General features: G+C 58.2%; 22 protein-coding genes. 11 read left to right on the forward strand and 11 right to left on the reverse strand.

What is annotated here, in order from left to right:
• Positions 1–55: 55 nt before the first annotated feature.
• The 6 genes from fhuB to hrpB all read right to left on the reverse strand — a co-directional run bounded on the left by fhuB (position 56) and on the right by hrpB (position 11,837).
• On the reverse strand, positions 56–2,038 hold the full coding sequence (gene fhuB / locus EDF73_RS14725; RefSeq protein WP_132729855.1) for a Fe(3+)-hydroxamate ABC transporter permease FhuB: 1,983 nt from the start codon (positions 2,036–2,038) through the stop codon (positions 56–58).
• Positions 2,035–2,925 (reverse strand): Fe(3+)-hydroxamate ABC transporter substrate-binding protein FhuD, encoded by an 891-nt coding sequence (gene fhuD / locus EDF73_RS14730; RefSeq protein ID WP_132729856.1) that lies wholly within the window; start codon positions 2,923–2,925, stop codon positions 2,035–2,037. Before fhuD ends, fhuB begins: the two co-directional genes overlap by 4 nt.
• Positions 2,925–3,722, reverse strand: a complete 798-nt coding sequence (fhuC, locus tag EDF73_RS14735) for a Fe3+-hydroxamate ABC transporter ATP-binding protein FhuC (RefSeq protein ID WP_132729857.1) — start codon at positions 3,720–3,722, stop codon at positions 2,925–2,927. Before fhuC ends, fhuD begins: the two co-directional genes overlap by 1 nt.
• A 46-nt stretch (positions 3,723–3,768) precedes the next feature.
• Positions 3,769–5,958 carry a ferrichrome porin FhuA gene (gene fhuA, locus EDF73_RS14740; protein ID WP_132729858.1) on the reverse strand — a complete coding sequence of 730 codons (2,190 nt, stop codon included), beginning with the start codon at positions 5,956–5,958 and terminating at the stop codon, positions 3,769–3,771.
• A 232-nt stretch (positions 5,959–6,190) separates the two neighbouring features.
• Positions 6,191–8,743: a bifunctional glycosyl transferase/transpeptidase gene (gene mrcB, locus EDF73_RS14745; RefSeq protein WP_132729859.1), complete on the reverse strand. Its 2,553-nt coding sequence runs from the start codon at positions 8,741–8,743 to the stop codon at positions 6,191–6,193.
• Positions 8,744–9,407: 664 nt separating this feature from the next.
• On the reverse strand, positions 9,408–11,837 hold the full coding sequence (gene hrpB / locus EDF73_RS14755; RefSeq protein ID WP_132729861.1) for an ATP-dependent helicase HrpB: 2,430 nt from the start codon (positions 11,835–11,837) through the stop codon (positions 9,408–9,410).
• A 72-nt stretch (positions 11,838–11,909) separates the two neighbouring features.
• Here hrpB and thpR point away from each other — a divergent pair, with 72 nt between their 5' ends.
• From thpR to panD, 9 genes are all read left to right on the forward strand, one after another.
• Positions 11,910–12,446, forward strand: a complete 537-nt coding sequence (thpR, locus tag EDF73_RS14760; RefSeq protein ID WP_132729862.1) for an RNA 2',3'-cyclic phosphodiesterase — start codon at positions 11,910–11,912, stop codon at positions 12,444–12,446.
• Positions 12,446–13,162 carry a DNA/RNA nuclease SfsA gene (gene sfsA, locus EDF73_RS14765; protein ID WP_132729863.1) on the forward strand — a complete coding sequence of 239 codons (717 nt, stop codon included), beginning with the start codon at positions 12,446–12,448 and terminating at the stop codon, positions 13,160–13,162. Before thpR ends, sfsA begins: the two co-directional genes overlap by 1 nt.
• Positions 13,163–13,326: 164 nt before the next feature.
• A complete protein-coding gene (dksA, locus tag EDF73_RS14770) occupies positions 13,327–13,782 on the forward strand; it encodes an RNA polymerase-binding protein DksA (RefSeq protein WP_004858018.1) in 456 nt (151 codons plus the stop codon).
• A gap of 62 nt (positions 13,783–13,844) precedes the next feature.
• Positions 13,845–14,726 (forward strand): tRNA glutamyl-Q(34) synthetase GluQRS, encoded by an 882-nt coding sequence (gene gluQRS, locus EDF73_RS14775; RefSeq protein ID WP_132729864.1) that lies wholly within the window; start codon positions 13,845–13,847, stop codon positions 14,724–14,726.
• A gap of 50 nt (positions 14,727–14,776) precedes the next feature.
• Positions 14,777–16,171 carry a polynucleotide adenylyltransferase PcnB gene (gene pcnB / locus EDF73_RS14780; RefSeq protein WP_132729865.1) on the forward strand — a complete coding sequence of 465 codons (1,395 nt, stop codon included), beginning with the start codon at positions 14,777–14,779 and terminating at the stop codon, positions 16,169–16,171.
• Entirely contained in the window at positions 16,168–16,647 is a 480-nt protein-coding gene (folK, locus tag EDF73_RS14785; RefSeq protein WP_132729866.1) for a 2-amino-4-hydroxy-6-hydroxymethyldihydropteridine diphosphokinase, read from the forward strand. The genes pcnB and folK overlap by 4 nt, the downstream gene beginning before the upstream one ends.
• 121 nt (positions 16,648–16,768) lie before the next feature.
• Positions 16,769–17,560 (forward strand): 3-methyl-2-oxobutanoate hydroxymethyltransferase, encoded by a 792-nt coding sequence (panB, locus tag EDF73_RS14790; RefSeq protein ID WP_132729867.1) that lies wholly within the window; start codon positions 16,769–16,771, stop codon positions 17,558–17,560.
• 11 nt (positions 17,561–17,571) lie between these two features.
• On the forward strand, positions 17,572–18,426 hold the full coding sequence (gene panC, locus EDF73_RS14795) for a pantoate--beta-alanine ligase (RefSeq protein ID WP_132729868.1): 855 nt from the start codon (positions 17,572–17,574) through the stop codon (positions 18,424–18,426).
• 223 nt (positions 18,427–18,649) lie between these two features.
• Entirely contained in the window at positions 18,650–19,030 is a 381-nt protein-coding gene (gene panD, locus EDF73_RS14800) for an aspartate 1-decarboxylase (RefSeq protein WP_004858002.1), read from the forward strand.
• Positions 19,031–19,064: 34 nt separating this feature from the next.
• On the opposite strand, the gene EDF73_RS14805 is transcribed toward panD, so the two are convergent.
• The 4 genes from EDF73_RS14805 to EDF73_RS14820 all read right to left on the reverse strand — a co-directional run bounded on the left by EDF73_RS14805 (position 19,065) and on the right by EDF73_RS14820 (position 22,626).
• Positions 19,065–20,312: a polysaccharide deacetylase family protein gene (locus EDF73_RS14805; RefSeq protein ID WP_132729869.1), complete on the reverse strand. Its 1,248-nt coding sequence runs from the start codon at positions 20,310–20,312 to the stop codon at positions 19,065–19,067.
• Between the two features lie 62 nt (positions 20,313–20,374).
• A complete protein-coding gene (locus EDF73_RS14810; RefSeq protein WP_132729870.1) occupies positions 20,375–20,815 on the reverse strand; it encodes a PTS sugar transporter subunit IIA in 441 nt (146 codons plus the stop codon).
• Between the two features lie 117 nt (positions 20,816–20,932).
• Positions 20,933–21,703, reverse strand: coding sequence for an ABC transporter permease (locus EDF73_RS14815; protein WP_132729871.1), 771 nt, complete (start codon positions 21,701–21,703; stop codon positions 20,933–20,935).
• Positions 21,700–22,626, reverse strand: coding sequence for an ABC transporter ATP-binding protein (locus EDF73_RS14820; RefSeq protein WP_132729872.1), 927 nt, complete (start codon positions 22,624–22,626; stop codon positions 21,700–21,702). The genes EDF73_RS14815 and EDF73_RS14820 overlap by 4 nt, the downstream gene beginning before the upstream one ends.
• A 105-nt stretch (positions 22,627–22,731) precedes the next feature.
• Between EDF73_RS14820 and can the strand changes: the two genes are divergently transcribed.
• Positions 22,732–23,394, forward strand: coding sequence for a carbonate dehydratase (gene can / locus EDF73_RS14825; RefSeq protein ID WP_132729873.1), 663 nt, complete (start codon positions 22,732–22,734; stop codon positions 23,392–23,394).
• Between the two features lie 59 nt (positions 23,395–23,453).
• On the opposite strand, the gene hpt is transcribed toward can, so the two are convergent.
• Positions 23,454–23,990, reverse strand: a complete 537-nt coding sequence (hpt, locus tag EDF73_RS14830) for a hypoxanthine phosphoribosyltransferase (protein WP_015585135.1) — start codon at positions 23,988–23,990, stop codon at positions 23,454–23,456.
• Positions 23,991–24,193: 203 nt separating this feature from the next.
• Between hpt and EDF73_RS14835 the strand changes: the two genes are divergently transcribed.
• The gene (locus EDF73_RS14835) at positions 24,194–26,584 is read left to right on the forward strand and encodes a glucose/quinate/shikimate family membrane-bound PQQ-dependent dehydrogenase (protein ID WP_132729874.1); all 2,391 of its coding nucleotides are present in this window, start codon (positions 24,194–24,196) and stop codon (positions 26,582–26,584) included.
• Positions 26,585–26,607: the final 23 nt, after the last annotated feature.

Genomic DNA, 26,607 nt, shown 5'->3' on the forward strand with positions numbered 1-26,607 from the left:
GCCCGGAGTCGGCGCATAAACGCCTCATCCGGGCTACCGCGGTTTGCCCCGGACGTTAGCGGCTCTGTTTACGCAGTAAATAGATGAAGTACGGCGCGCCGATAAAGGTCGACAGCAGGCCGGCCGGGATCTGATACGGGAACATGATCATCCGTCCGCACCAGTCGGCGAAGACCAGCAGCAGGCCGCCAATCAGCCCGGACATCACCATCTGCGGCATCGTTCGGCGGAACCCCATCATTCGCGCGATATGCGGCGCCATCAGACCGACAAAACTTAACGGACCGATCGTCAACGTAGCGGTTGCCGTCAGACAGGCGGCCAGCAGCAGCAGACCGATTCGCGATGGCGTCAGCGCCATGCCCACCGCCCGCGCCGCCTCGCCGCCCAGCGGTAAAATGGTTAGCCAGCGACGGCACAGCGGCGTCAGCGCCAGCAGCACCAGCATCGCAATACCGCTGCGCACCACCATCTCCGGCGTAGCGCTGTAAGTCGACCCCGAGATCCACGTCAGAATCTGCGCCATCCGCGGATCGCCGCTGGCCTGTAGCATCATCAGCAGCATCGTGAAGGCGGTACTGAGCGCCATCCCCGCCAGCAGCATCCGATGCGGTGAGAAGCCGCCGCGTCCGGCGGCGACCAGGATAACCAGCAGCGTCGCCGCCGCGCCGAGGCTACCGGCAGGCAGCAGCCAGCCAAAGGCGTTGCCCGGGACAAAGAACAGCATCAGCACAATGCCAAACGCCGCGCCGGAGCTGATCCCCAGGACTTCCGGGCTGGCCATCGGGTTACCGGTCAAACGCTGGATAATACAGCCGGCGATCGCCAGCATCACCCCGGCGAACAGCGCCGCCAGAATCCGCGGCCAGCGCCACGGCATCAGCTGGTCCAGCAACGTGCCGCTGGCCCAGTGCCAGCTCTGGGCGTCGCGACCAAAGGCCAGCGCCGCCGTCAGCGCCAGCAGCAGAATCAGCCCGCCGCCGAGGGCAAACCACTGCACGTTGTGCCGCTCGACCGGCACCTTATCTCCGGCATTCATCACCGGCGCGCTAATACTGCGCAGGCGCGGCAGCAGCCATAACAGCAGCGGCGCGCCGATCAGCGCCGTCACCGAACCGGTTGATACTTCCATCCATACCCGGGTCAGCCACAGAATGATCTGGTCAGACAGCCAGAGAATCAGGGCGCCAATCAGCGCCGCCAGCAGCAGACGCGACAGCAGGCGTCGGGCGCCAAGCATCTTCGCCAGCAGAGGAGCAAACAGGCCGATAAAACCGATAATCCCTACCGCATTCACCAGCATCGCGCTGATCACGATAGCCAGCATCAGCGTCGCCAGACGCGCCAGCGACAGCGCCAGCCCGAGGTTACGCGCCACGCCGTCATCCAGCCCCATCAAGGTCAGCGGGCGCAGCAACAGCAACGTTAACAGAACGCCGCCGAGCAGCTGCGGCCACAGCCGTTGCGCCACGCTCCAGTCGGTTTGCGTCAGGGTACCGGTGCTCCACAGGAACATGCTTTGCAGCTGATCGTGATGGAAAATGACCATCAGTTGGTTCAGCGCTCCGCAGTAAAGGCTGACCACCAGGCCTGCCAGGATCAGGGTCACCGGCGACAGCCGCTTGCCCCAGGAGACGCCGAAGACCAGCCCCCCAACCAGACAGGCCCCCGCCAGTGCGGCAAATTGCGAAGCCAGCACGCCGGGAATCGCCCACAGCGTGGTTACCGTCATCCCGAGCTGTGCGCCGGTGGCGACCCCGAGGGTGGTCGGCTCCGCCAGCGGGTTGCGCAGCACCTGCTGGAACAGCACGCCAACCAGACCCAGCCCGCCCCCGACCAGCAGCGACACCGCCAGCCTCGGCAGCAGGCTGTAGTGGAACAGCATCTGGGCAATATTATCGATATCCGGCTGCCACAGCGCCTGACGCCACTCGTTCTGCGGCAGCGCAGCGCGCAGATTGTAGAGGCTGAGGGCGAAAGCGGTTATCACCAGCGCCGTCAGCAGCAGAACCGCCAGAGGAGAAATTCGCGATCTCATGCTGCTCCTCCCTGGGCATCGGCCAGTACGCGCGCGAAATGCATCGCCGACAGCGTGGCGCCATAGAACCAGACCGCCGGCACGCGCTGGAAACGTCCTTCGCGGATAAACGGCATCGCCCGCCATAATGGCGTCATCATCAGTTGCGTCATTTCGGCGTGATTACCGTGGTCAAAGCAGATCACGTCCACATCCTGGTAAGCGGCCAGCCGATCTATCCCCACGCTGACGCTGCCCCAGAATGCGGTCTCGCCGTGCCAGGCATTTTTGATATCAAAGCGATCGAGTACTTCCTGGAACAGGCAGTTATTGCCGAACACCAGGACATGGCGCGGGTCGAGTACGGTGATCATCAACAGCGGGCGATCGCCACGTCGGGCGAAACGGGGGCGCAAACTGTCCATCAGCGCATCGAATTCCGCCAGATGGCGCTTCGCTGCCTGCTGCCGGCCAATAAGTTCGGCCATTTCATTGAGGGATTGCTGCGCCATCCGCAGCGGTCGTTTACCGTCGCTGAAGGTGAATCCTCTTCCCGGCGCAATCCGCGCCAGCTTCTCCGCCGACGGCCCATATCCAGCCGACCAGACGATAAACGACGGTTTCATCTGCGTCAGCAGCTCAAGGTTTGGCTCGGTGCGCAGCCCGACGTCAATAACCGAGGCCGGTAGCGCCGGTTCATTCACCCACAGGTTATAGTTCGGGATATCGGCAACGCCGTAAGGGGTCACCCCCAGCGCCAGCAGAAGTTCTGCCGGTAGCCACTCCAGCGCCACGATGCGCTGTGGGTCGATGGTCGCAGCCTGTGCACCGCGCAATTGCCACAGCAGCGGCGAGAGGACCATCGCCGTCAGCAGACGGCGGCGGCTAATTAAATGGGTCTTTTCCATCAATAGACAAAGCTTACCGGCGCGCTACCCGCCGGATGCGGCAGAATTCCCATCGGGATACCGTAAATTTGCTCCAGCGTATCGCTGCGCATCAGATCCGCCGGCGTTCCCCGGGCAATCATCTCCCCGCCGCGCAACGCGACCAGATAGTCACAGTAGCGGGCAGCCATGTTGATATCGTGCAGCACGGCAATCACCGTCAGTCCGCGCTGCTGACTCAGACGGTGCACCAGCGCCAGCACCTCCACCTGATGGGCAATATCCAGCGCCGAAGTCGGTTCATCCAGCAGTAAACAGCGGCTATCCTGCGCCACCAGCATCGCAATCCACGCGCGCTGACGTTCGCCGCCGGACAGGCTGTCGACCAGCCGGTGCGCCAGCGGCTTCAGGCCAACCAGCGCAATCGCCTCTTCAACTTTCTCCCGGTCCGCCGCGCCGAATCGCCCCAGCGCGCCGTGCCACGGATAGCGGCCAATCGCCACCAGCTCACGCACCGTCATCCCTTCGGCCGCAGGCAGCTGCTGCGGCAGATAGGCCACCTTGCGAGCAAACGCTTTGCTGCTCCAGCTGTCCAGCGGCTGTCCGTCCAGCAGAACGTCGCCTTCTGACGGCGGCTGATGGCGACCGAGCATTTTCAGCAAGGTGGATTTACCGGAACCGTTATGGCCAATCAGGCCGGTCACTTTTCCTGGCGGGAAGGTTAAGGAGAGAGGGTGCAGCAGCGTACGTCCAGGTACGCGGAAGGTAACGCGGTCCAACGTAAAGGTGGTATCGGAGTGCGGAGAGTTTTCCTGCATAGCGGCGGCCTGGTGAACGGCGCGGCGAACCGCGCCCATTAAGTGATTAGAAACGGAAGGTTGCGGTCGCAACGACCTGACGATCTTTACCCCAGTAGCAGGCATAGTCACGGTAGCAGCTAGCGACATACTCACGATCGAATATGTTATTGACGTTGATCCCAAGAGATGAACCAGGCATACCAAAACGGGCTAGATCGTATTTCACCATGGCATCAACCAGTGTGTAGCTGGCAACACTGAACGGCTGATTATTTTTTTCCGCCGTCGTGTAAAGGCTGGTCGTTGCACCAACATAACGCACGCCAGAACCTATAGTCAGCCCGCTAAGCGCCGTTTCATTGAAGGTGTAGTCCGCCCACAGTGATGCCATATTACGAGGGACTTCAACCGGCCGTAAGCCCTGCAGTTGCGTATCGTGGGTATATTTTGCATCAGTAAAGGTATAAGACGCGGTCACGTTAACGTTCGCATTCAGTGCGGCTTTTGCTTCCAGTTCAATGCCGCGTGAACGAATTTCACCACTTTGAACCGAAAAATTCACATCGTCAGGGTTGGCCGTAAGGTTATTATTTTTGGTCAGTTGATAGACCGCCGCCGTCAGCACAATAGGGCGATTTTTCGGCACATATTTGACCCCAGCCTCATACTGTTTACCCATCGATGGATCGAAAGGCGTTCCTTCTTTCGTTGCACCAGAAACGGGTTCAAAGGACTCACTGTAGCTGAAATAAGGAGAGATACCGTTATCGAATAAGTAGTTAAGCCCGCCACGCCAGGTGAACTGCTCATCGTTTTTTGTGTCAGTGCTATTGCTGGCGCGTGTTAGCGTCGAAGTTTTCGCAAAATCGTAACGCCCGCCCAGCGTCAGTACCCACTTATTCCACTCCACCTGATCCTGTAAATACAGGCCGGTCTGCTTCTGGCGGTTCAGAACATCATAGGCAAAATAAAGGTTAGAATTATCGTTACCATACTGTGGGTCCCGCATATTCAGCGGTTGCGCATCGCCATAATCGGAATCAATGTCATTGCTCATCCGCATGTAATCCACGCCGGCCAGCAGAGTATGATCGACCTCGCCCGTGGCAAATTTCGCCTGTGCCTGCGTGTCGACGTCAAAGTTATTTAGTCTTTCTCTTGACTGCACATAGGCACGGTTGATGATACCGGGCGCGGTATAACCCGTACCGTAGATCCCTTTTTCATGGGTACTGATTTTGGTATAGCGCAGATTCTGACGTAGGGTCCATGTGTCGTCAAAGCCGTGCTCAAAGCTGTAACCCACCATTTTGGTGTTACGCGCTTGCTTGTTACTTGCTTCGCCTTCATTAAAATTGGTCGGCAATTTATGCGCTTTACCATTAGCATCATAGTAAGGCACGACGGTCCCCTGGCGCGGCAGCCAGCCATAAAAACCGGTGTAAGGATCGTTTTGCAGAACGCTCAGGAAGGTGAAATTAGTTTTATCATCCGGGCGCCAGGAAAACGATGGCGCAATACCGTAGCGCGTCTCTTTCGACATCTGCTGCTGCGCATCCTGACTATGCGCCACTCCGGTTAACCGGTAAGAATAGACGCCCTGATCATCCAGTGCATTGCTAAAATCGAATCCCGTCTGGAACAGATTGTCGCTACCCATTTTAAACTGGATTTCTTTGAGAGGTTCGGTAGTAGGGCGTTTACTGACCATGGACACGATGCCGCCAGGACTACTCTTACCGTACAGTACGGAAGAGGGACCGCGCAGCACTTCAACGCGCTCAAGGAAGTACGGGTCCATCGAGACTTCACTGTAGTTATCGCCCTGAAGCTTAATCCCATCCAGATACTGGTTAGTATTCACAGAGGTAAAGCCGCGAATGGCGATGGAATCATAGGTATTCGAGCTACCGCGGCTCGCAAAAATACCTGGTGTATAGATTAATGCCTCTTTGACCGTCACCGGTTGACGAGCATCCATCTCTTCACGAGTCACTACCGAAACAGACTGCGGCGTTTTTTCAATCGGAGTATCGGTTTTTGTCGCAGTAGCAGAACGTTTTGCCGCAATGGTCGGTGCCGGCCCCCAGGCACTTTCCTGGTCGGCAGGTGCTGCAACAACGGTAATAGTTTCTTCTTTTTTCGGTTCAACTGCTGCCTGTGCATAAACAGACATGCCGCTAACCGCTGTGGCTACTACAACTGCGATTTTACGCAGTGAGTGATTTGGCTGAGCAGTTTTTGGACGCGCCATGGGTATATCTCTGATGGAAGTGAATGATAACGTAAACGAGAATTATTATTATGACGAATGACATAATAGGCGAAACGTTAAATACAAGGCAAGCGATATGCCCCGCGTCGAATACCGAAGGATGAAATAATAACCAGTCAGTTATTGTGGGGTTAAGTTGCTGTTAATTAATAACCATAAATAAAAAAGCCCCCTGATACATTCGCATCAGAGGGCTTGATATCGCCTGCGGTTAGTTACCGCCGAACATGTCCTTAATCCAGCCCGCTACGCCATCGCTCTTTTCCTGCTTCGCTGGCTGTTGCTGCTGTGTCGCTGGCTGCTGCTGTTGCGGCGGCTGCCCGGACTGATTGAACGGGTTGTTCTGCTGCTGCTGCTCCAGCTGCTGCTGTTGCATCAGTTCGCCCTGGCGACACAGCGCATCCGGGTTGGTGGTCCATACCGGAAGGCTACGCATCCCGCCGCTGCACACGAAATTACCGCTGCTGTCCACCCCCATATCCACCACGTCTTCCGGCGGCGTCAGAACCAGCGGCGTCGGCGTCTGGTTAGCCAGATAGCGCTGATAAATGGACATCGCGCCGCTGGCGCCGTACAGCCTGGTCGGCTGGTTGTTATCGCGGCCCACCCAGGTAATCGTCACCTGGCTACCATCGATCCCGGCAAACCAGGTGTCGACGTTATTGTTGGTGGTCCCGGTTTTCCCTGCCAGATGCAGACCCGGATACTTCGCGCCCAGCTGACGGCCGGTACCGCGCTGCACAACCTGCTGCATGGTCCACAGCGTCATATAAGCGGCCTGCGCCGGTACCGCACGCTCTGCCTGCGGATAGCTCTGATACAGCACGGTACCATCTTCGGCAATCACCGAACGCAGCGCCGACAGCGTTGCGCGGTTACCGCCGCTGGCAATGGTCTGGAACGCCTGCGCGACTTCAATCGGCGTCAGGTTCAACGCCCCGAGGATCATGGCCGGCACCGGGTGCAGCTGATCTTTCGGCGCCCCCAGTTTGCCCCAGGTATCGGTTACCGCCGGTAAGCCCAGCGCCATCCCAAGATTCACGGTCGGCACGTTCATCGAACGTGTCAGCGCGTCCACCAGCATCACCTGGCCGCTGAAGCGGCGATCGTCGTTCTGCGGAGACCAGGTTTGCCCGTTCGACAGACGAATGGTGACGGGCGCATCGGCAATCGAGGTGTTCAGACGATACTGATTCGGCAGGCTCAGCGCGGTCAGATAGGTGGCCGGTTTTGCCAGAGAACCGATGGAACGACGGGCCTGCATGGCGCGGTTATAGCCGGCAAACTGCGGCTCCGCTCCGCCGACCATCGCCCGCACTTCACCGGTAAAGCGGTCAACCACCACCATCGCGGTTTCCAGATCCGGCAGCTTACGCTGTTTTTTCAGCGCCGGAATACCGTCGGTCGCCGCTTTTTCCGCGGCTTCCTGCGCGACCGAGTCAAAGGTGGTAAAGATCTTCACGCCGGAGAGATCTTTCACCTTGTCGCCCAGCCGGGCCTGCAGTTCCTGGCGTACCATCTGCATAAACGCCGGCTGCGGAGAGATCACTCCGCCACGCGGCTGCACGCCCAGCGGACGCGCGCTCAGCATGTCATACAGCTCCTGGTCGATCACATTCTGCTGCTGCAGCAAGCGCAGGACCAGATTGCGGCGTTCCAGCGCCAGCTTCGGATTACGCCACGGGTTGTAAATCGAGGCGCCTTTCACCATCCCCACCAGCAGGGCCTGCTGGTCGAGGCTCAGCTCTTCCACCGGGCGACCGAAGTAATAGAGGCTCGCCAGCGGGAAGCCGCGAATTTCGTTATCGCCGCTCTGGCCGAGGTATACCTCGTTCATATACAGCTCAAGGATGCGATCCTTGCTGTAACGAGCATCGACGATCAGCGCCATATAGGCTTCGTTCGCTTTACGCCAGTAAGAACGTTCGCTGGAGAGGAACAGGTTTTTCACCAGCTGCTGGGTCAGGGTACTGGCCCCCTGCACCGTGCGCCCTGCCGTCAGGTTCGCCAGTACCGCACGACCAATCGAGTACAGGCTAATGCCGTCATGCTCATAGAAGTGGCGGTCTTCGGTCGCCAGCAGCGTATCCACCAGCAGATCCGGGAAGCCGCTGCGTTTAACGAACAGGCGCTGTTCGCCGTTTGCCGACTGCAGCATGGTGATCAGACGCGGATCGAGACGGAAGAAGCCGAACTGACGGTTGTTCTCCATATTCTCAATCGTTTCCAGATGATCGCCGTCGAAGGTCAGACGCGCGCGCACCTGCCCCTCTTTACTATCAGGGAAATCAAACGGACGGCGAATCATCTCAATGCTGTTGGCCTGCACGGTATACTCGCCCGGACGCGTCATCGCGCTCACCTGACGGTACTGCGTGGCGTTCAGCAGACGCACCATTTCGTTTTTGCTGATCTGCATATCCGGTTCGAGGTTGACCATCCGGCCATACACCGCCGCCGGGAGCTCCCAGACTTTGCCGTCAATGCGGCTACGGATTTTCTGATCGAGATAGACGCCGTAAGCGGCAACCAGCACCGCAATGACAATCCCTATCTTGATCAGCAGCCACAGCCAGGTACGCTTCCGGCGAGGTTTATTACCTTTGCCTTTCGCTTTCTTCGGCATCGGCTCTTGATCCTCATAATCATCATCGTAATCATCGTCGTAGTCCTCATCCCGGACCCGACGACGGGTGACTTTTTGTTTCGCCGGACGCGAGGGTTTCCCCTTACGTCCGATAGGCTCGCGGTCATCTCCCGCCATGCTTTTTCTCCGCAACTGTCAGGCGTAAAAGCCTGATTCTCAATGCTTCCTCTTACGAGAGGAAGAAGATATCTCTCAAATTCACGCCCGGGATCTCATCCAGCAGGCGACCATCTCACGACCACCGCGCTGCGCGCGGTCTTCGTCTCACGGCGCGATCACGATATATCTCTATGTTTTCATTTGAAAATGAACAGGATAAATCATTATATTGCACGCTGCGCCTGAGGAAAATTTTGGGACATAGCACGAATAGTCCAGGCGACACAGGATAGCACTAAACCGGGACAGGCTTAACCAGCATTTTACTCCCTCATAACGTAACAAAAGGGAAAATATTATGTTTTTTAATAACATGCGGATATTCCCATCCCTACCCCTGCGGATCAGGGATGTCAGCTACCGTTTTGCGGCGAAATGCTGACAACATCGGCGCCTGGTGAATATTATATTCTGCCGGTGACCAGAAATATTTCGGGCAATTGCACAGCATGGAATATCGGTACAAAAGAGAGACAAATATGAATTACGCCGCGGGCGGCGGGCTATTTCTGTGGAACCAGGCTCTGTAACCCCGGCTTGCGCGATGCTACGCCTGCGACAATCGCCCATCCGGCGAAGCTGGTCGCCCGGATAAGGCGCCGCAATCCGGGGTCGCGACGGCCTACGAGTATTTTTTGGTGCGCCGGGTCGGCGCGGCGTTAGCCGGATCGTCCGGCCAGACGTGCCTGGGGTAACGCCCCTTCATCTCTTTTTGCACTTCACGATAGGCCCCCTGCCAGAAAGCGCTAAGGTCACGGGTGATTTGCAGCGGGCGCTGGGCGGGCGACAGCAGCTCCAGCACCAGCGCGACCCGCCCCTGGGCTATCGTTGGGGTGGCGGCTTCGCCAAACATCTCCTGCATACGCACCGCCAGCGCGGGCGGATTTTCTTGATGATAGCGAATCGCAATCCGGCTCCCGGTCGGCACGGTATAGTGCGTCGGCAGTTCGCTTTCCAGCTTCTGGCGCAGCGCCCACGGCAGCCAGTTGGATAATGCCTGACGAACGTCCAGCGCTTTCAGCGCGCGCAGCGAATGAACCCCGCTCATTTGCGGCAGCAGCCACGCTTCGAGCGATGCCAGCAGCGAGGCATCATCCACGGCGGGCCACGCCTCCTCCGCCAGCCACTGCGCGGCGCAGTGCAGGCGCAGACGCAGCTGCTCGGCCTCCGGCGTCCAGTTGAGCACGCCCAGCCCTTGATCGCGAATGCCGTTGAGCATCGCCTGATGCAGCTCCTCTTCCGATGGTTTCGCCAGCGGCTGAGTTTTCAGCACCAGCTGGCCGATACAGGTCCGTCGCCAGGCCTTCAGCGTACCCTGCGCCTCATCCCACTCGATGGTATCAGACCGCCGGACCAGCCCGGGGCAGTGCGCGATCAGCTCGCCAGTATCCAGCGGCAGCGCGAGTAAAATACGTGCATCCGGCGATGCGCTGCCCTGCAGGAGGAGAGGCGCAATCAGCCATTCGTGACGCCCCAGCGCATCGTCGGCGTCGAGCATCGCCCCCATGCCGTTGGCGAGCTGATAGCGCCCTTCCTGACCCCGGCGGCGGGCAATCCGGTCGGCAAACGCCGGGGCCAGCAGCACGGCCAGACGTCGTGCGTCAGGCTGGCCGCCGCGGCTGGCCAGCCGTTTGACCAGCTGCTGCGCCCGCTGCTGCCAGTTTGGCTGCTGGCGCGCAAACGCCGTGCCGAGATCGCTGCCGCCGCCGCGCGGAGGTTCTTCAAGGATCGCCGCCAGCTTCGCCGCGGTAGCCGCATCGTCAGGATCCGTCGCCGCCGCCAGCATCGATGCCAGACGCGGATCGTTACCCAGGGTCGCCATTTTGCGCCCGTGCGCCGATAGCCTGTCCCCCTCCAGCGCCGACAGAGCGGTCAGTAAGCGACGCGCCGCCGCCAGATTTACCGCCGGGGGCAGATCCAGCCAGCTCAGCTGCGCCGGATCGGGGCAACCCCACTGTAAAAGCTCCAGCAGCAGCGCCGACAGATCGCTGTGCAGAATTTCCGCATCGCTCTGCACCGCCGCGCGCTCCGCCTGTTCTTTAGCGATCAAGTGCAGGCAGATCCCCGGCTCCAGACGCCCGGCGCGGCCGGCGCGCTGGGTCATTGAGGCCTGGCTAATGCGCTGGGAGATCAGCCGGGTTAAGCCGGTGCGGGCGTCGAAGCGGGCCACCCGCTCCTGAGCGCTATCGACCACCAGCCGAATGCCCTCGATGGTTAAGCTGGTCTCGGCGATGTTGGTCGCCAGCACCACTTTGCGCTTGCCTTCAGCAGCTGGGAGAATCGCTTTACGTTGTTCGCTCAGCGACAGCGCTCCGTACAGCGGGCAGAGCACCACATCTTCCGCGACCCGTTCGGCCAGCTGCGCCTGTACCCGCTGAATCTCCCCCACTCCGGGGAGGAACAGCAACAGCGAACCGCGCTCCTGACGCAGCAGCTCCGCGGCGGCAATCGCCACCGCTTCATCAAAACGCTGATGGGCCGCCAGCGCCTGAAAACGTTTTTCCACCGGGAACGCCCGCCCGGCGGAGACGATCGTCGGCGCCTGCGGCAGCAACTGCTGCAGGCGATCGTTGTCCAGCGTCGCCGACATAATCAGCAGCTTCAGATCCTCACGCAGCCCCTGCTGGACATCGAGCAGCAGCGCCAGCGCCAGATCCGCCTGTAGGCTACGCTCGTGGAATTCATCGAGGATCACCAGTCCGACGCCGCTTAGCTCGGGATCGCGCTGGATCATCCGCGTCAGGATCCCTTCGGTGACGACCTCCAGCCGCGTGTCCGGCCCGACGCAGGTTTCGGCGCGCATCCGGTAGCCGACGGTACCGCCCGGCTTCTCATCCAGCAGCTCCGCCAGCCGCTGCGCCACGTTACGCGCCGCCAGCCGTCGCGGCTCCAGCAGGATAATCCGCCCGTCGATATGACCGGAGGCAAGGATCTGCAGCGGTAGCCAGGTCGATTTACCGGCGCCGGTCGGCGCAGTAAGCAACACCTGCGGCGCCTGCTGCAGGGCAGAGAGAAGTTCAGGGAGGACGGCAGCAACCGGCAATGACGACACGAAAGGCTCCGGAGGTTAACATTTGAGGGCAAGCATTGTAGCATCCTGATAATTCATTACCGAGTCTCTATCATGCCCGAGCCGAAAAGGCTGTTTTTCGCCCTTGAACTGCCCGCAGAAGCGCAACGGCAAATCGTCCACTGGCGTGCCGCGCACTTCCCGGATGATGCCGGACGGCCGGTGGCCGCCGATAACCTGCACCTGACGCTGGCGTTTCTCGGCGAGGTCAGCGCGGAGAAGCAGCGCGCGCTGACGGCCCTCGCCGGGCGGATCCAGCAGCCCGGCTTCACGCTGACCCTTGACGATGCCGGGCAGTGGCTGCGTTCGCGGGTAGTGTGGCTCGGCACGCGGCAGCCGCCGCGCGGCCTGCTGCAGCTGGCTAACATGCTGCGCGCCCAGGCGGCCCGTAGCGGCTGCTATCAGAGCCCGCAGCCGTTCCATCCGCATATTACTCTGCTGCGCGACGCCCGCCACGCGGTGCCCATTCCGCCGCCGGGATTTCAGTGGCGGTTTGCCGTCAATGAGTTTGTACTTTATGAGTCCAGTTTTGCCCGCGGACGCACCCGCTATACCGCTCTGGAACGTTATCCCTTCAACAAGGAAAGCTGATGCAGTTCAATCCTCCGTTACAGCCCGCCCTTTTAATTAAACGTTACAAACGGTTTCTGGCGGACGTGGTGACCCCCGATGGCCGGGAACTCACCCTGCATTGCCCAAATACCGGGGCGATGACCGGCTGCGCCGCCCCCGGCGATACGGTCTGGTATTCCACCTCGGATAATGCCAAACGCAAATACGCTCACACCTGGGAATTAACTGAAACCCAGCAGGGGGCGATAATCTGTGTTAATACTTTACGCGCCAATACTCTGGCGAAAGAAGCGGTTCTGGCCGGGAATATCCCCGAACTTTCTGGCTATAACACGCTGAAAAGTGAGGTGAAATATGGTGATGAGAACAGCCGTATCGATATTATGTTACAGGCAGAAGATCGACAAAACTGCTATATTGAAGTGAAATCGGTTACGTTGGCGGAAAGTAACAGCGGTTATTTCCCCGATGCCGTTACCGAACGCGGTCAGAAGCACCTGCGGGAGCTGATGAGCGTCGCGGCGGCAGGCGACCGGGCCGTCATTCTGTTCGCCGTGCTCCATTCGGCGATCGATCGTTTCTCACCCGCGCATCATATTGATGCCAGATACGCACAGTTGTTGATCGAGGCGCAAGCCAGGGGGGTAGAAATTCTCGCGTACAAAGCGGAACTTTCTACCGAAATGATGACTCTGAATAAGCCGATTACCGTGGTGTTAACCCCCGGTAAATAAACGGCTAAATTATGTCCGGGTCGCGAGCGCAAATACGCTTTTCTTCACAGGGTTGTCAAGTGTAACGTTTAGATAATTGCTATCCGGAAAAGCATCTGCTATTTATAGCGGCCTGATTTTTCCCCCAACATGGGGATCGATAGTGCGTGTTAAGGAGAAGCAACATGCAAGAAGGGCAAAACCGTAAAACATCGTCCCTGAGTATTCTCGCCATCGCTGGGGTGGAGCCGTATCAAGAGAAGCCGGGCGAAGAGTATATGAACGAAGCCCAGCTGGCGCACTTCAAGCGTATTCTTGAGGCATGGCGTAATCAACTCAGGGATGAAGTGGATCGCACCGTATCGCATATGCAGGATGAAGCAGCTAACTTCCCGGATCCGGTAGACCGTGCCGCTCAGGAAGAAGAGTTCAGCCTGGAACTGCGTAACCGCGACCGCGAACGTAAACTGATCAAAAAGATCGAGAAGACGCTGAAGAAAGTCGAAGACGAAGATTTCGGCTTCTGCGAATCCTGTGGCGTTGAGATTGGCATTCGCCGTCTGGAAGCGCGTCCGACCGCTGACCTGTGCATCGACTGCAAAACGCTGGCGGAAATTCGCGAAAAACAGATGGCAGGCTAATCCGCTTCGCTATCGTATCTCCGGCGGGAGTTTCTCCCGCCTCCATGTTTTATTCGTCACTCATGAATGACTCACACTATATCGGCCGCTTTGCCCCCTCACCTTCCGGCGAACTCCACTTCGGCTCTCTGATTGCCGCGCTCGGCAGCTACCTGCAGGCCCGTGCGCGCAACGGTATCTGGCGCGTACGTATTGAAGATATCGATCCGCCGCGTGAGGTCCCCGGCGCCGCCAGCACCATTCTGCGCCAGTTAGAACACTACGGTCTGCACTGGGACGGCGAAGTACTGTGGCAGTCGCAGCGTCATGAAGCCTACCGCGAGCGGCTTGCCTGGCTCCATCAGCAGGGGCTTTGCTATTACTGCACCTGCACCCGGGCGCGTATTCATGCCGTCGGCGGAGTTTATGATGGCCACTGCCGCGATTTGCAGCTGCCTGCGGACAACGCGGCCCTGCGCTTACGCCAGACGCGGCCGGTACTCGCATTTTATGACCAGCTGCGCGGCACGCTCGTCGCCGATGAACCGCTGGCGCGTGAAGATTTCATCATCCATCGTCGCGACGGCCTGTTCGCCTATAATCTTGCGGTGGTGGTGGACGATTACTTTCAAGGGGTGACTGAAATCGTGCGCGGTGCCGATCTTATCGAGCCCACGGTGCGGCAGATTTCGCTGTATCACCATTTCGGCTGGCAGGCCCCGGACTACGTCCATCTGCCGTTGGCGCTCAATGCCCAGGGGAATAAACTCTCCAAACAAAACCACGCCCCGGCGCTGCCGGAAGGCGATCCGCGGCCCGAAATTATGCGGGCGTTAATGTTTCTGAATCAGGATATTGAGCAGGAATGGCGCGCGCTGAGTATTGCAGATTTACTCAGCAATGCGGTAGCGAACTGGAAACCGGAAAAAATCCAGCATTCTCAAATGACTCTCGCTGAGCTATGATTAGCCGCTATTTTTTGTCCTGAAGTCCGTCTGACACTACGAGGTGCAACATTTTTACCCGAGTCGCTAATTTTTGCCGTAAGGTGCTAAGCCGTGAGGAGCGCGAGGCAGAAGCCGCCGTTGAACAAACGCATATGACGGTTATCCCGCGTGAACAGCATGCAATTTCCCGCAAAGATATCAGTGATAATGCCCTCAAGGTGCTCTATCGACTGAACAAGGCGGGCTATGAAGCCTATCTCGTCGGCGGTGGCGTACGTGACCTGCTGCTTGGCAAAAAGCCCAAAGATTTTGACGTCACCACCAGCGCGACGCCGGACCAGGTACGAAAACTGTTCCGCAACTGCCGGCTGGTGGGCCGTCGTTTCCGCCTGGCGCACGTGATGTTCGGGCCGGAAATTATCGAAGTCGCCACCTTTCGCGGTCACCACGAGGGGCACACCACCGATCGTGTAACCTCGCAGCGCGGCCAGAACGGTATGCTGCTGCGCGACAACATCTTCGGTTCGATCGAAGAAGATGCCCAGCGCCGTGACTTCACCATCAACAGCCTGTATTACAGCGTGGCCGACTTTACCGTACGCGACTACGTCGGCGGCATGAAAGATCTGCAGGACGGCGTTATCCGTCTGATTGGCGATCCGGAAACCCGCTATCGCGAAGATCCGGTACGCATGCTGCGCGCGGTGCGCTTCGCCGCCAAGCTCAATATGAACATCAGTACGGAATCCGCCGAGCCGATTCCACGTCTCGCGGCGCTGCTCCACGACGTGCCGCCGGCGCGCCTGTTCGAAGAAGTGCTGAAGCTGCTGCAGGCGGGCAACGGGTATGACACCTACATGCTGCTGCGTGAATATAACCTGTTCCAGCCGCTGTTCCCGACCATCACCCGCTACTTTACCGAGCGCGGCGATAGCCCGATGGAGCACATCATTAGCCAGGTGCTGAAGAATACCGATAACCGCATCCATAACGACATGCGCGTTAACCCGGCGTTCCTGTTCGCGGTGATGTTCTGGTACCCACTGCTGGAAATGGCGCAGAAAATCACTCAGGAGAGCGGCCTGGCGTACAACGACGCCTTCGCGCTGGCGATGAATGACGTCCTGGATGAAGCCTGCCGTACGCTGGCGATTCCGAAACGCATCACCACCCTGGTGCGCGATATCTGGCAGCTGCAGCTGCGCATGTCCCGTCGCCAGGGCAAACGTGCCTGGAAGCTGATGGAGCACCCGAAATTCCGCGCCGCCTACGATCTGCTTGAACTGCGCGCCGGCGCCGAAAAAAATGGCGAGCTGCAGCGTCTGACCAAATGGTGGGGCGAGTTCCAGGTTGCCGCGCCGCCAGATCAAAAAGAGATGCTTAACGGGCTGGATGAAGAACCGGCGCCGCGCCGTCGCCATCGTCGTCCGCGTAAGCGCGCACCGCGCCAGGGCAGCGCATGACCCGCGTCTATATCGCTATCGGCAGCAATCTGGCCTCGCCTCTCGATCAGGTGAATGCTGCCGTTGCGGCGCTGGCGGAGATCCCGGAGAGCCGGATCGTCGCCGTCTCCTCGTTTTATCGCACCCCGCCGCTGGGGCCGCAGGATCAACCTGATTACCTCAACGCCGCCGTCGCGCTGGACACCCATCTGCAGGCGGAAGCCCTGCTGGATCATACCCAGCGCATCGAGCTGCAGCAGGGCCGCGAACGCAAAGCCGAACGCTGGGGCCCCCGTACGCTGGACCTCGATATCATGTTATTTGGCGACGCCGTCATTCACACCGCACGCCTGACGGTCCCCCATTATGATATGAAAAACCGCGGTTTTATGCTGTGGCCGCTGTTTGAGATCGCCCCTGAGCTGCACTTCCCTGACGGCATCGCATTACGCACGGTGCTGACAAATCTCGCCGCCGACCGGCCGGCTATCTGGTAGTCTCCCCTCACCTTTTTTACCCTTTACGGCGATCGCGCTAATCGGTTGCCTAAAACCATTGCCCCTCTGAATGCTGCTGTTAGAATGCCGGTTAATATGACTTTCATCATCAGGAAACGTTATGAAACCGACTACTATCGCTGTGCTGCAGAAATGCAAACAGGAGAAGAAGCGCTTCGCCACGATCACCGCCTATGACTTCAGCTTTGCGAAGCTGTTTGCCGATGAAGGCATCAACGTGATGCTGGTAGGCGACTCGCTGGGGATGACGGTACAGGGGCACGACTCGACCCTCCCGGTGACCGTAGACGATATCGCCTATCACACCCAGGCGGTACGTCGCGGGGCGCCTAACTGTCTGCTGCTCGCCGACCTGCCGTTTATGGCTTACGCCACGCCGGAGCAGACCTTTGCCAATGCCGCCGTAGTGATGCGCGCCGGCGCCAACATGGTCAAAATCGAAGGCGGCGCCTGGCTTGCGGATACGGTGAAAATGCTGGCAGAGCGTGCGGTACCGGTTTGTGGTCACCTCGGCTTAACGCCGCAGTCGGTGAATATTTTCGGTGGTTACAAAGTTCAGGGGCGCGGCGACGCGGCGCAGGCGCTGTTTGAAGACGCGCTGGCGTTAGAAGCGGCGGGCGCACAGCTGCTGGTACTGGAGTGCGTTCCGGTGGCGCTGGCTCAACGTATCACCGAGGCGTTAACCATTCCGGTAATCGGCATCGGCGCGGGCAACGTCACGGATGGTCAGATCCTCGTGATGCATGACGCGTTCGGGATCACCGGCGGCCATATCCCTAAATTTGCCAAAAATTTCCTTGCTGAAGCGGGCGACATGCGCGCCGCAGTGCGGCAGTATATTGCCGACGTCGAGTCCGGCGTTTATCCGGGCGAAGAACACAGTTTCCATTAAGGAGTCTTGTTGTGCTGATTATTGAATCCCTGCCGCTGCTGCGCCAGCATATCCGTCGCTTACGTCAGGAAGGCAAGCGTATCGCGCTGGTGCCCACCATGGGCAACCTGCACGACGGTCATATGAAGCTGGTGGACGAAGCCAAAGCCAGCGCAGATGTCGTGGTGGTCACTATTTTCGTCAACCCGATGCAGTTTGACCGCCCCGACGATCTGTCACGCTATCCGCGTACGCTGCAGGATGATTGCGAAAAGCTGAACAAACGTAAGGTGGACTTTGTTTTCGCCCCGGCGTCGGCTGAAATCTATCCGCACGGTACCGAAGGCCAGACCTATGTCGAGGTGCCGGGCCTGTCGACCATGCTGGAAGGCGCCAGCCGCCCGGGCCACTTCCGCGGCGTGTCGACCATCGTCAGCAAGCTGTTTAACCTGGTCCAGCCGGACGTCGCCTGCTTTGGCGAGAAGGATTTCCAGCAGCTGGCGCTGATCCGCAAGATGGTCGCCGACATGGGCTATGACATCGAGATCGTCGGCGTGCCGATTATCCGCGCCAAAGACGGTTTAGCCCTCAGCTCACGCAACGGCTACCTCACCGCGGACCAGCGTAAAATCGCGCCAGGCCTGCACAAGGTACTGAGCGCCGCGGCCGCGAAGCTGAGCGCAGGTGAACGTAACCTGGAGGAGATCATTACCCTCGCCGGGCAGGAGCTGAATGAGAAAGGCTTCCGCGCGGATGATATCCAGATCCGTGATGCCGATACGCTGCTGGAACTCACGGAAAGCAGTCAACGGGCGGTAATTCTGATGGCGGCATGGCTGGGCCAGGCGCGTTTGATCGATAACCAAATCGTCGAGCTGAGCCGGTAGACAAAGGTTAAAAATCTGGCACTATTGCCAGGCATTTACGCAAAGCGGATACCACGTCCGCTTCGTATCGTTAAGGTATATACCCGGGCCAGACCGGGTTGCCGGAAGACGGTAAGCTGGAGAATCACCACCGTCCCTCAGGGCGAGGCGCAGGGATGAGCCGGTTCTCTCAGCCGTCAACAGACGTGCAGCCTGGAGTACGGCGGGAATAAAGGTAGACATCATGATTCGTAATATGCTGCAGGGCAAACTCCACCGCGTTAAAGTCACGCAGGCCGACCTGCACTATGAAGGCTCCTGCGCCATTGACCAGGATTTCCTCGATGCGTCCGGCATTCTGGAAAATGAGGCCATTCACATCTGGAACGTGACCAACGGTAACCGCTTCTCCACCTATGCCATTGCCGCAGAGCGCGGTTCCCGCATCATTTCGGTGAACGGCGCGGCCGCGCACTGCGCGAGCGTCGGCGACATTCTGATTATCGCCAGCTTCGTCACCATGCCTGATGAAGAAGCGCGCCGCTGGCAGCCAAAAGTTGCCTATTTTGAAGGCGATAACGAAATGAAGCGCCAGGCAAAAGCCATTCCGGTCCAGGTCGCCTGATAGCTGACGGTGCGCCGCTCAGTCGGGGCACCGTTTATCCCTGTGGCTGGTTGCTGATCAGCCGCGACATTGTCTCCAGCGAATCCGTCCGCAGAATATAGAGCCTTTTCAGTAAAAACGGATTATCCCCCGGTTTCACCTTGCCTCTCACCGTGGTCACCGCCATATGAAAACCAGCGTCGTTCGCCGCTTTAACCGCCGTCGCGTTGTAACCGCCAAAAGGATAGGAGAGATAGAGCACGTGCGGATTGAACTGCGACAGCGCGCGGCGCGAATGCTCAAAATCAAACAGGATATTATGGTAACTGCGGCTCAACAGAATCGGATGACGCATGCCGTCGACCCGATGCAGAAAGTGCGTATGGGACTGGACGTCAAAGACCTCCTGAATCTGCTTTAACTCGGAAATGCTCATAAACTGCAGCGATTTCGGGTCCCACTTCTGCGGATGGCGCTTGATACGCGACGAGATAATAAACGCCGTGGCGTGAAAGCCATACTGCTTGAGTAGCGGCCAGGCGTAGCGGTTGACCGACTTCAGGCCATCGTCGAAGGTAATCACCACCGAGCGGGCCGGCAGGTTGATTTTATTGCGCAGGTAACCTTCCAGCTGGTACATATTCAGCGTGGTGTAACCCCGATCGCGCAGCCAGGTCATTTGGTTGCTGAAGGCGCGTACCGAAGTCGTGGTGGAGGTATGGCGAAAGCGGGTGTTCTCTTCGTCACGCAGAATATGGTGGTAGGTCAGCACCGGGATACCGTGGTCTTCCTGGGCGTCAAGGCTGCTGATCCACGCCAGACGGTTACCGATGCGAATTTGAAACCAGGTCTGGTTGAGACGGTCTTTCAGCTTGCTGATAATCGGATAACGTAAATTATTCGCCAGCGTGCCAAATGGCGCACTCCCGGCGGATGGCGCATCATAGACCGGCGTATCTTTCCAGGTGAGCAAATTCTGGTTACTCAGCGGCTTATGCAAATCGCCAAGGTTGTCCTCAACCCGCTGCTTGCCCTGGACCGGTTCAAGATGCCCCTTGTCGATAAAGCCGGTGCCGAAACCGAAGCTGAATTCATAATAATCCGCGGGCGTCGGCACCACGGCGATAATTTGCCCGGCCCGCACGTTACCGACGCTCATCACCTCATTTCCCACCTGCGCCCAAATCACCGCATCTTCGGTAGTCTGCATATAGCGGGCGGGAAGACCCTGCTGGCTTAACAGGCTGGCGGAGACGCCGACTGACGTCAGCAGCAGGAACAGAGCAACAATTCGGGCAAACATGCACGTCGGACCGGTAGGGAAAACAGCCGCCATTGTAACAAAAGCGGCATCAATACCAATGCTTAATTGCCAAACGCGTCATGCCGCAGGCGGAAAGGCGGATTTTTTTGCTGCTGGTGCCAGAGGCTGCTGACCACCGGGCCGCCGGCGCTGACGATCGTTTCGCGGAACGCGGCGCTGCTCAGGGTGTGGCGCAGCAGATACATCTGCTCCAGCAAGCCATAGCTGATCCCGGAGATCACTTCGCAGTGGGTATGCTTATGGCTCATCAGCGCCGCCACGCGATACGGCGCCGCGCCGGTTTTATCCGTCAGAAAAATGACGCCGTCGCCGCTGTCCGCGGCGTGCAGGGCGTCGCACATCATCCGGCTCAGCATGTTACTGCTCATATTGCGCCAGTAATTAACCGCCCGGCATTGTTCCAGCGGACCAAACTTTTTTTCCAGACTATCCAGCAGCTCCTGCGCCGTTTCGTCATGACAGGTAATCACCCAACCTAACATCGCCAGCCTCCTTAGCAGGAGGATACTGTAACAAAGGGGATATCGCAGAGGGGTGATGGCAGTCAAGATTAGCGGATAGCGCTTCGCGTCAACCGCCCGCGAAGCGCCATCGCCTGCTTAGCTGCGCAGACCGCGGCCACGCTGGATCAGGTACCAGCACAAAATGTAGAAGGCGACGATAAACACCACCAGCACGCCGAAAGTCGTGATCAGCGGAACATCATTGATACCGAGGAAACCGTAGCGGAAGCCGCTGATCATGTAGACGATCGGGTTCAGGTGCGACAGCGCCTGCCAGAACGGCGGCAGCAGAGTCAGGGAGTAAAATACCCCGCCGAGGTAGGTCAGCGGCGTCAGCACGAAGGTCGGGATCAGGCTGATATCGTCAAAGGTTTTGGCAAATACCGCGTTCAGCAGGCCCGCCAGCGAAAAGAGCACGGCGGTCAGCACCAGCGTCAGCCCGACGAACAGCCAGGAGTGTACCTGGAACGGGACGAAGAACAGCGAGATCGCGGTGACCAGAATCCCCACGCACAGCCCACGCGCCACCCCGCCGCCGACATAGCCGGCGATGACGACATGGGTCGGCACCGGGGCGACCAGCAGCTCTTCAATGTTGCGCTGGAATTTCGCGCTGAAGAAAGAGGAGGCCACGTTGGCATAGGCGTTGGTAATCACCGCCATCATAATCAAACCCGGCACGATAAACTGCATATAGGTAAAGCCATGCATTTCCCCGATCCGCGAGCCGATCAAATTGCCAAAAATGACAAAGTAGAGGGTCATGGTGATCACCGGCGGTACCAGCGTCTGGATCCAGATGCGCATAAAGCGATGAATTTCTTTGGTCCAGATGCTTTTCAGCGCGACCCAGTAAAGCTGCATCATGCTGATTCTCCTTTCTTGTCATGCACCAGCGTGACAAACAGCTCTTCCAGACGGTTGGCTTTGTTACGCATACTTAAAACCTGAACGCCCTGGGCGCTCAGCTGCGCGAAGACGCTGTTAATCCCCTGCTCGCGCAGCACTTCCACTTCCAGCGTGGAGGTATCCACCAGACGATACTGGTAGCCCTCCAGCGTCGGCAGCGGGCTTTTCGGCGCCAGATCGAGGATAAAGGTTTCTGATTTCAGCTTGGAGAGCAGCGCTTTCATCGAGGTGTTTTCCACCAGCTCCCCGCGCTGAATAATCCCGATGTTGCGGCACAGCATTTCCGCCTCTTCCAGATAGTGGGTGGTCAGAATGATGGTGGTGCCTTTATCGTTCAGATCCTTGAGAAACCCCCACATTGAGCGGCGAAGCTCGATATCAACGCCCGCGGTCGGCTCATCGAGAATCAGCAGTTTTGGTTCATGCATCAGCGCCCGGGCAATCATCAGACGGCGCTTCATCCCGCCGGAGAGCATCCGCGCGCGCTCGTTGCGCTTTTCCCACAGGTCGAGCTGTTTTAAGTACTTTTCGCTGCGCAGGAGCGCTTCTTTATGCTCCACGCCGTAGTAGCCGGCCTGGTGAACGACGATCTGCTGAACGGTTTCAAACGGGTTAAAGTTGAACTCCTGCGGCACCAGACCGAGCTGGCGCTTGGCGTTCACCACGTCCTTTTGCAGGTCATAGCCAAAGACGTTGACCTCGCCGGAGGTTTTATTCACCAGCGAGCTGATAATACCGATGGTGGTAGATTTCCCCGCGCCATTCGGGCCAAGCAACGCATAAAAGTCCCCCGCCTGCACCTGCAGATCGATCCCCCGCAGCGCCTGAACCCCGCCGGGGTAGGTCTTGGTGAGCTTTTTTAGTTCAAGAGCAATGGTCATTAAATATCTCTTCTCGTGTCTGACACGCGATGGGTTGTTTTAAAAAAAGTGAGGTTACCCTATATTAGCCCAACGCACTTACCTGGTTATAGGCCGTGAACTTCCATGAATGATATAGATACACTCATCAGCAACAATGCACTATGGTCAAAAATGCTGGTGGAAGAAGACCCCGGCTTTTTCGCAACATTGTCACAAGCGCAGAAACCCCGCTTTCTCTGGATTGGATGTTCTGACAGCCGTGTTCCCGCTGAACGGTTAACCGGCCTTGAGCCCGGCGAACTGTTTGTCCATCGCAACGTCGCAAACCTGGTGATCCATACCGACCTCAACTGCCTGTCCGTGGTGCAGTATGCCGTTGATGTGCTGGAAGTTGAGCATATCATCATCTGCGGCCACTATGGCTGCGGCGGCGTGCAGGCCGCGGTGGAGAACACCGAGCTGGGGCTTATCGACAACTGGCTGCTGCATATTCGCGACATCTGGTTCAAACACAGCTCGCTGCTGGGCGAAATGCCCGAAGAGCGTCGGCTTGATACCTTATGTGAGCTGAATGTGATGGAGCAGGTCTATAACCTGGGGCACTCGACTATTATGCAGTCGGCGTGGAAGCGTGGTCAGAAAGTGACGATCCACGGTTGGGCCTATGGTATTCACGACGGTCTGTTACGCGATCTCGATGTGACCGCCGTCAGCCGCGAAACCCTGGAGCAGCGCTACCGCCAGGGAATTTCCAACCTCAAGAGCAAGCACGTCAACCATAAGTAACCCACCTGCATTCTGTGCCCCGCAGCAGAGATGACGCCTGCTCCGGGGCCAGGTCAACCTTACTCGTCCAGCAGAACCACTTTGCCGACGTATGGCAAATGGCGATAGCGCTGAGCGTAGTCAATACCGTAGCCCACCACGAACTCATCCGGGATCGCAAAGCCGACAAATTCCACCGGCACGTTCACTTCACGGCGGCTCGGCTTATCCAGCAGCGTACAGATAGCCAGTGATTTGGGTTCACGCAGGCTGAGGATCTCGCGCACTTTCGACAGCGTGTTGCCGGAATCGATAATGTCTTCCACAATCAATACATCTTTACCGCGGATGTCTTCGTCCAGGTCTTTGAGGATTTTAACATCGCGGGTGGTCGACATGCCGCTGCCGTAGCTGGAGGCGGTCATAAAATCGACTTCATGCGGCACCTGGACTTCACGGCACAGATCGGCCATAAACATAAATGAGCCGCGCAGCAGCCCGACCAGCACCATCTCGCTGCCGCTGTCTTTGTAGCATTCGTTGATTTGACGACCCAGTTCGGCGATACGCGCTTTGATCTCGGCTTCCGGGATCATCACTTCTACAGTATGTTTCATTAAACTAACCACTTGATTCTTAATATAAATCATCAACGTCTCTGCCATCGCACCGACGTTGACCAGCAAGCTAACCAGTATACCAGTAAAAAGAAATATACGATGCAGGGAATAATAAAGCCCATTTTGTGATTCCGATCACACTTGTTAAATCCTATAATTAATTGCATTTCAAAAATTAACAAACAACCGAGTGTCTTTCTATGGCAGAAACAAAATCTCAACAATCACGGCTTCTCGTGACGCTGACAGCTCTCTTTGCGGCGTTCTGCGGCCTGTATCTTCTCATTGGCGGGGTATGGCTGGTCGCGATTGGCGGCTCCTGGTACTACCCTATCGCAGGCCTGGTGATGCTGGGCGTCACCGTGATGTTGTGGCGCGGCAAACGTTCAGCGCTGTGGCTCTACGCCGCACTGCTGCTCGCCACCATGATCTGGGGCGTCTGGGAAGTCGGCTTTGACTTCTGGGCGCTGACCCCGCGTAGCGATATCCTGGTGTTCTTCGGCATCTGGCTGATCCTGCCCTTTGTCTGGCGACGCCTGCCGATCCCATCGGGCGGCGCGGTAGCCGGGCTGGTTGTGGCGCTGCTGATCAGCGGCGGTATCCTGACCTGGGCTGGCTTTAACGATCCGCAGGAAGTCAACGGCACCCTGAGCGCCGATGCGACGCCGGCGGCACCGATTTCTGCCGTAGCCGATGGCGACTGGCCGGCATACGGCCGTAACCAGGAAGGACAACGTTACTCGCCGCTAAAGCAAATCAACGCCGATAACGTGAAAAACCTGAAGGAAGCGTGGGTATTCCGTACCGGCGACCTGAAGCAGCCGAACGATCCGGGTGAAATCACCAACGAAGTGACGCCGATTAAAGTCGGCAACATGCTGTACCTGTGTACCGCTCACCAGCGTCTGTTCGCGCTTGATGCGGCCACCGGGAAAGAGAAATGGCACTTTGATCCGCAGCTGAATGCGGATCCGTCCTTCCAGCACGTGACCTGCCGTGGCGTCTCTTATCACGAAGCGAAAGCGGATAACGCGCCGGCTGACGTTGTCGCCAACTGCCCGCGCCGGATTATTCTGCCGGTCAACGATGGTCGCCTGTTCGCCATTAACGCCGACAACGGTCAGCTGTGCGAATCCTTTGCCAACAAAGGTATTCTCAATCTGCAGACCAACATGCCGGTTACCACGCCGGGGATGTATGAACCGACATCGCCGCCGATTATTACCGACACCACCATTATCATCGCCGGTGCGGTCACCGATAACTTCTCTACCCGCGAGCCGTCAGGCGTCATTCGTGGCTTCGATGTCAACACCGGTAAACTGCTGTGGGTGTTCGATCCGGGCGCGAAAGATCCTAACGCCATTCCGGGCGATGAACATCACTTCACGCTGAACTCGCCTAACTCCTGGGCGCCGGCGGCCTATGATGCGAAGCTGGACCTGGTGTACCTGCCGATGGGCGTGACCACTCCGGATATCTGGGGCGGCAACCGCACGCCGGAACAGGAACGCTACGCCAGCTCGATCGTGGCGCTGAACGCCACCACCGGTAAACTGGCATGGAGCTATCAGACCGTTCACCACGATCTGTGGGACATGGATATGCCGTCTCAGCCGACGCTGGCGGATATCGAGGTCAACGGTAAAACCGTGCCGGTCATCTACGCGCCGGCGAAAACCGGGAATATCTTCGTCCTCGATCGTCGTAACGGCGAGCTGGTGGTTCCGGCGCCGGAAAAACCGGTTCCGCAGGGCGCAGCGAAAGGCGATTACGTCGCCAAAACTCAGCCGTTCTCCGACCTGAGCTTCCGTCCGAAGAAAGATCTGACCGGCGCCGATATGTGGGGCGCCACGATGTTCGATCAGCTGGTGTGCCGCGTGATCTTCCATCAGCTGCGTTATGAAGGCATCTTCACTCCGCCGTCAGAACAGGGCACCCTGGTCTTCCCGGGTAACCTGGGGATGTTTGAGTGGGGCGGTATTTCCGTCGACCCGAACCGTCAGGTGGCGATTGCCAACCCGATGGCGCTGCCGTTTGTCTCCAAACTGATCCCGCGCGGCCCGGGCAACCCGATGGAACCGCCGAAAGATGCGAAAGGTTCCGGTACCGAATCCGGCATCCAGCCGCAGTATGGCGTACCGTTCGGCGTGACCCTCAACGCCTTCCTGTCGCCGTTTGGTCTGCCGTGCAAACAGCCTGCCTGGGGTTACATCTCCGCGCTGGATCTGAAAACCAACGAAGTCGTGTGGAAAAAACGTATCGGTACGCCGCAGGATAGCCTGCCGTTCCCGATGCCTGTCCAGCTGCCGTTTAACCTTGGTATGCCGATGCTGGGTGGCCCGATCTCCACCGCGGGTAACGTGCTGTTCATTGGCGCCACCGCCGATAACTACCTGCGCGCTTACAATATGAGCAACGGTGAAAAACTGTGGCAGGCCCGCCTGCCAGCGGGCGGCCAGGCAACGCCGATGACCTATGAAGTGAATGGCAAACAGTATGTTGTCATCGCCGCCGGCGGTCACGGTTCGTTTGGCACCAAAATGGGCGACTATATTGTCGCTTACGCCCTGCCTGACGAAGCCAAATAAGCGGTGCAGTAAAACGACAGTCA

The organism is Klebsiella sp. BIGb0138 (assembly GCF_004342285.1).
GTDB lineage: Bacteria > Pseudomonadota > Gammaproteobacteria > Enterobacterales > Enterobacteriaceae > Klebsiella.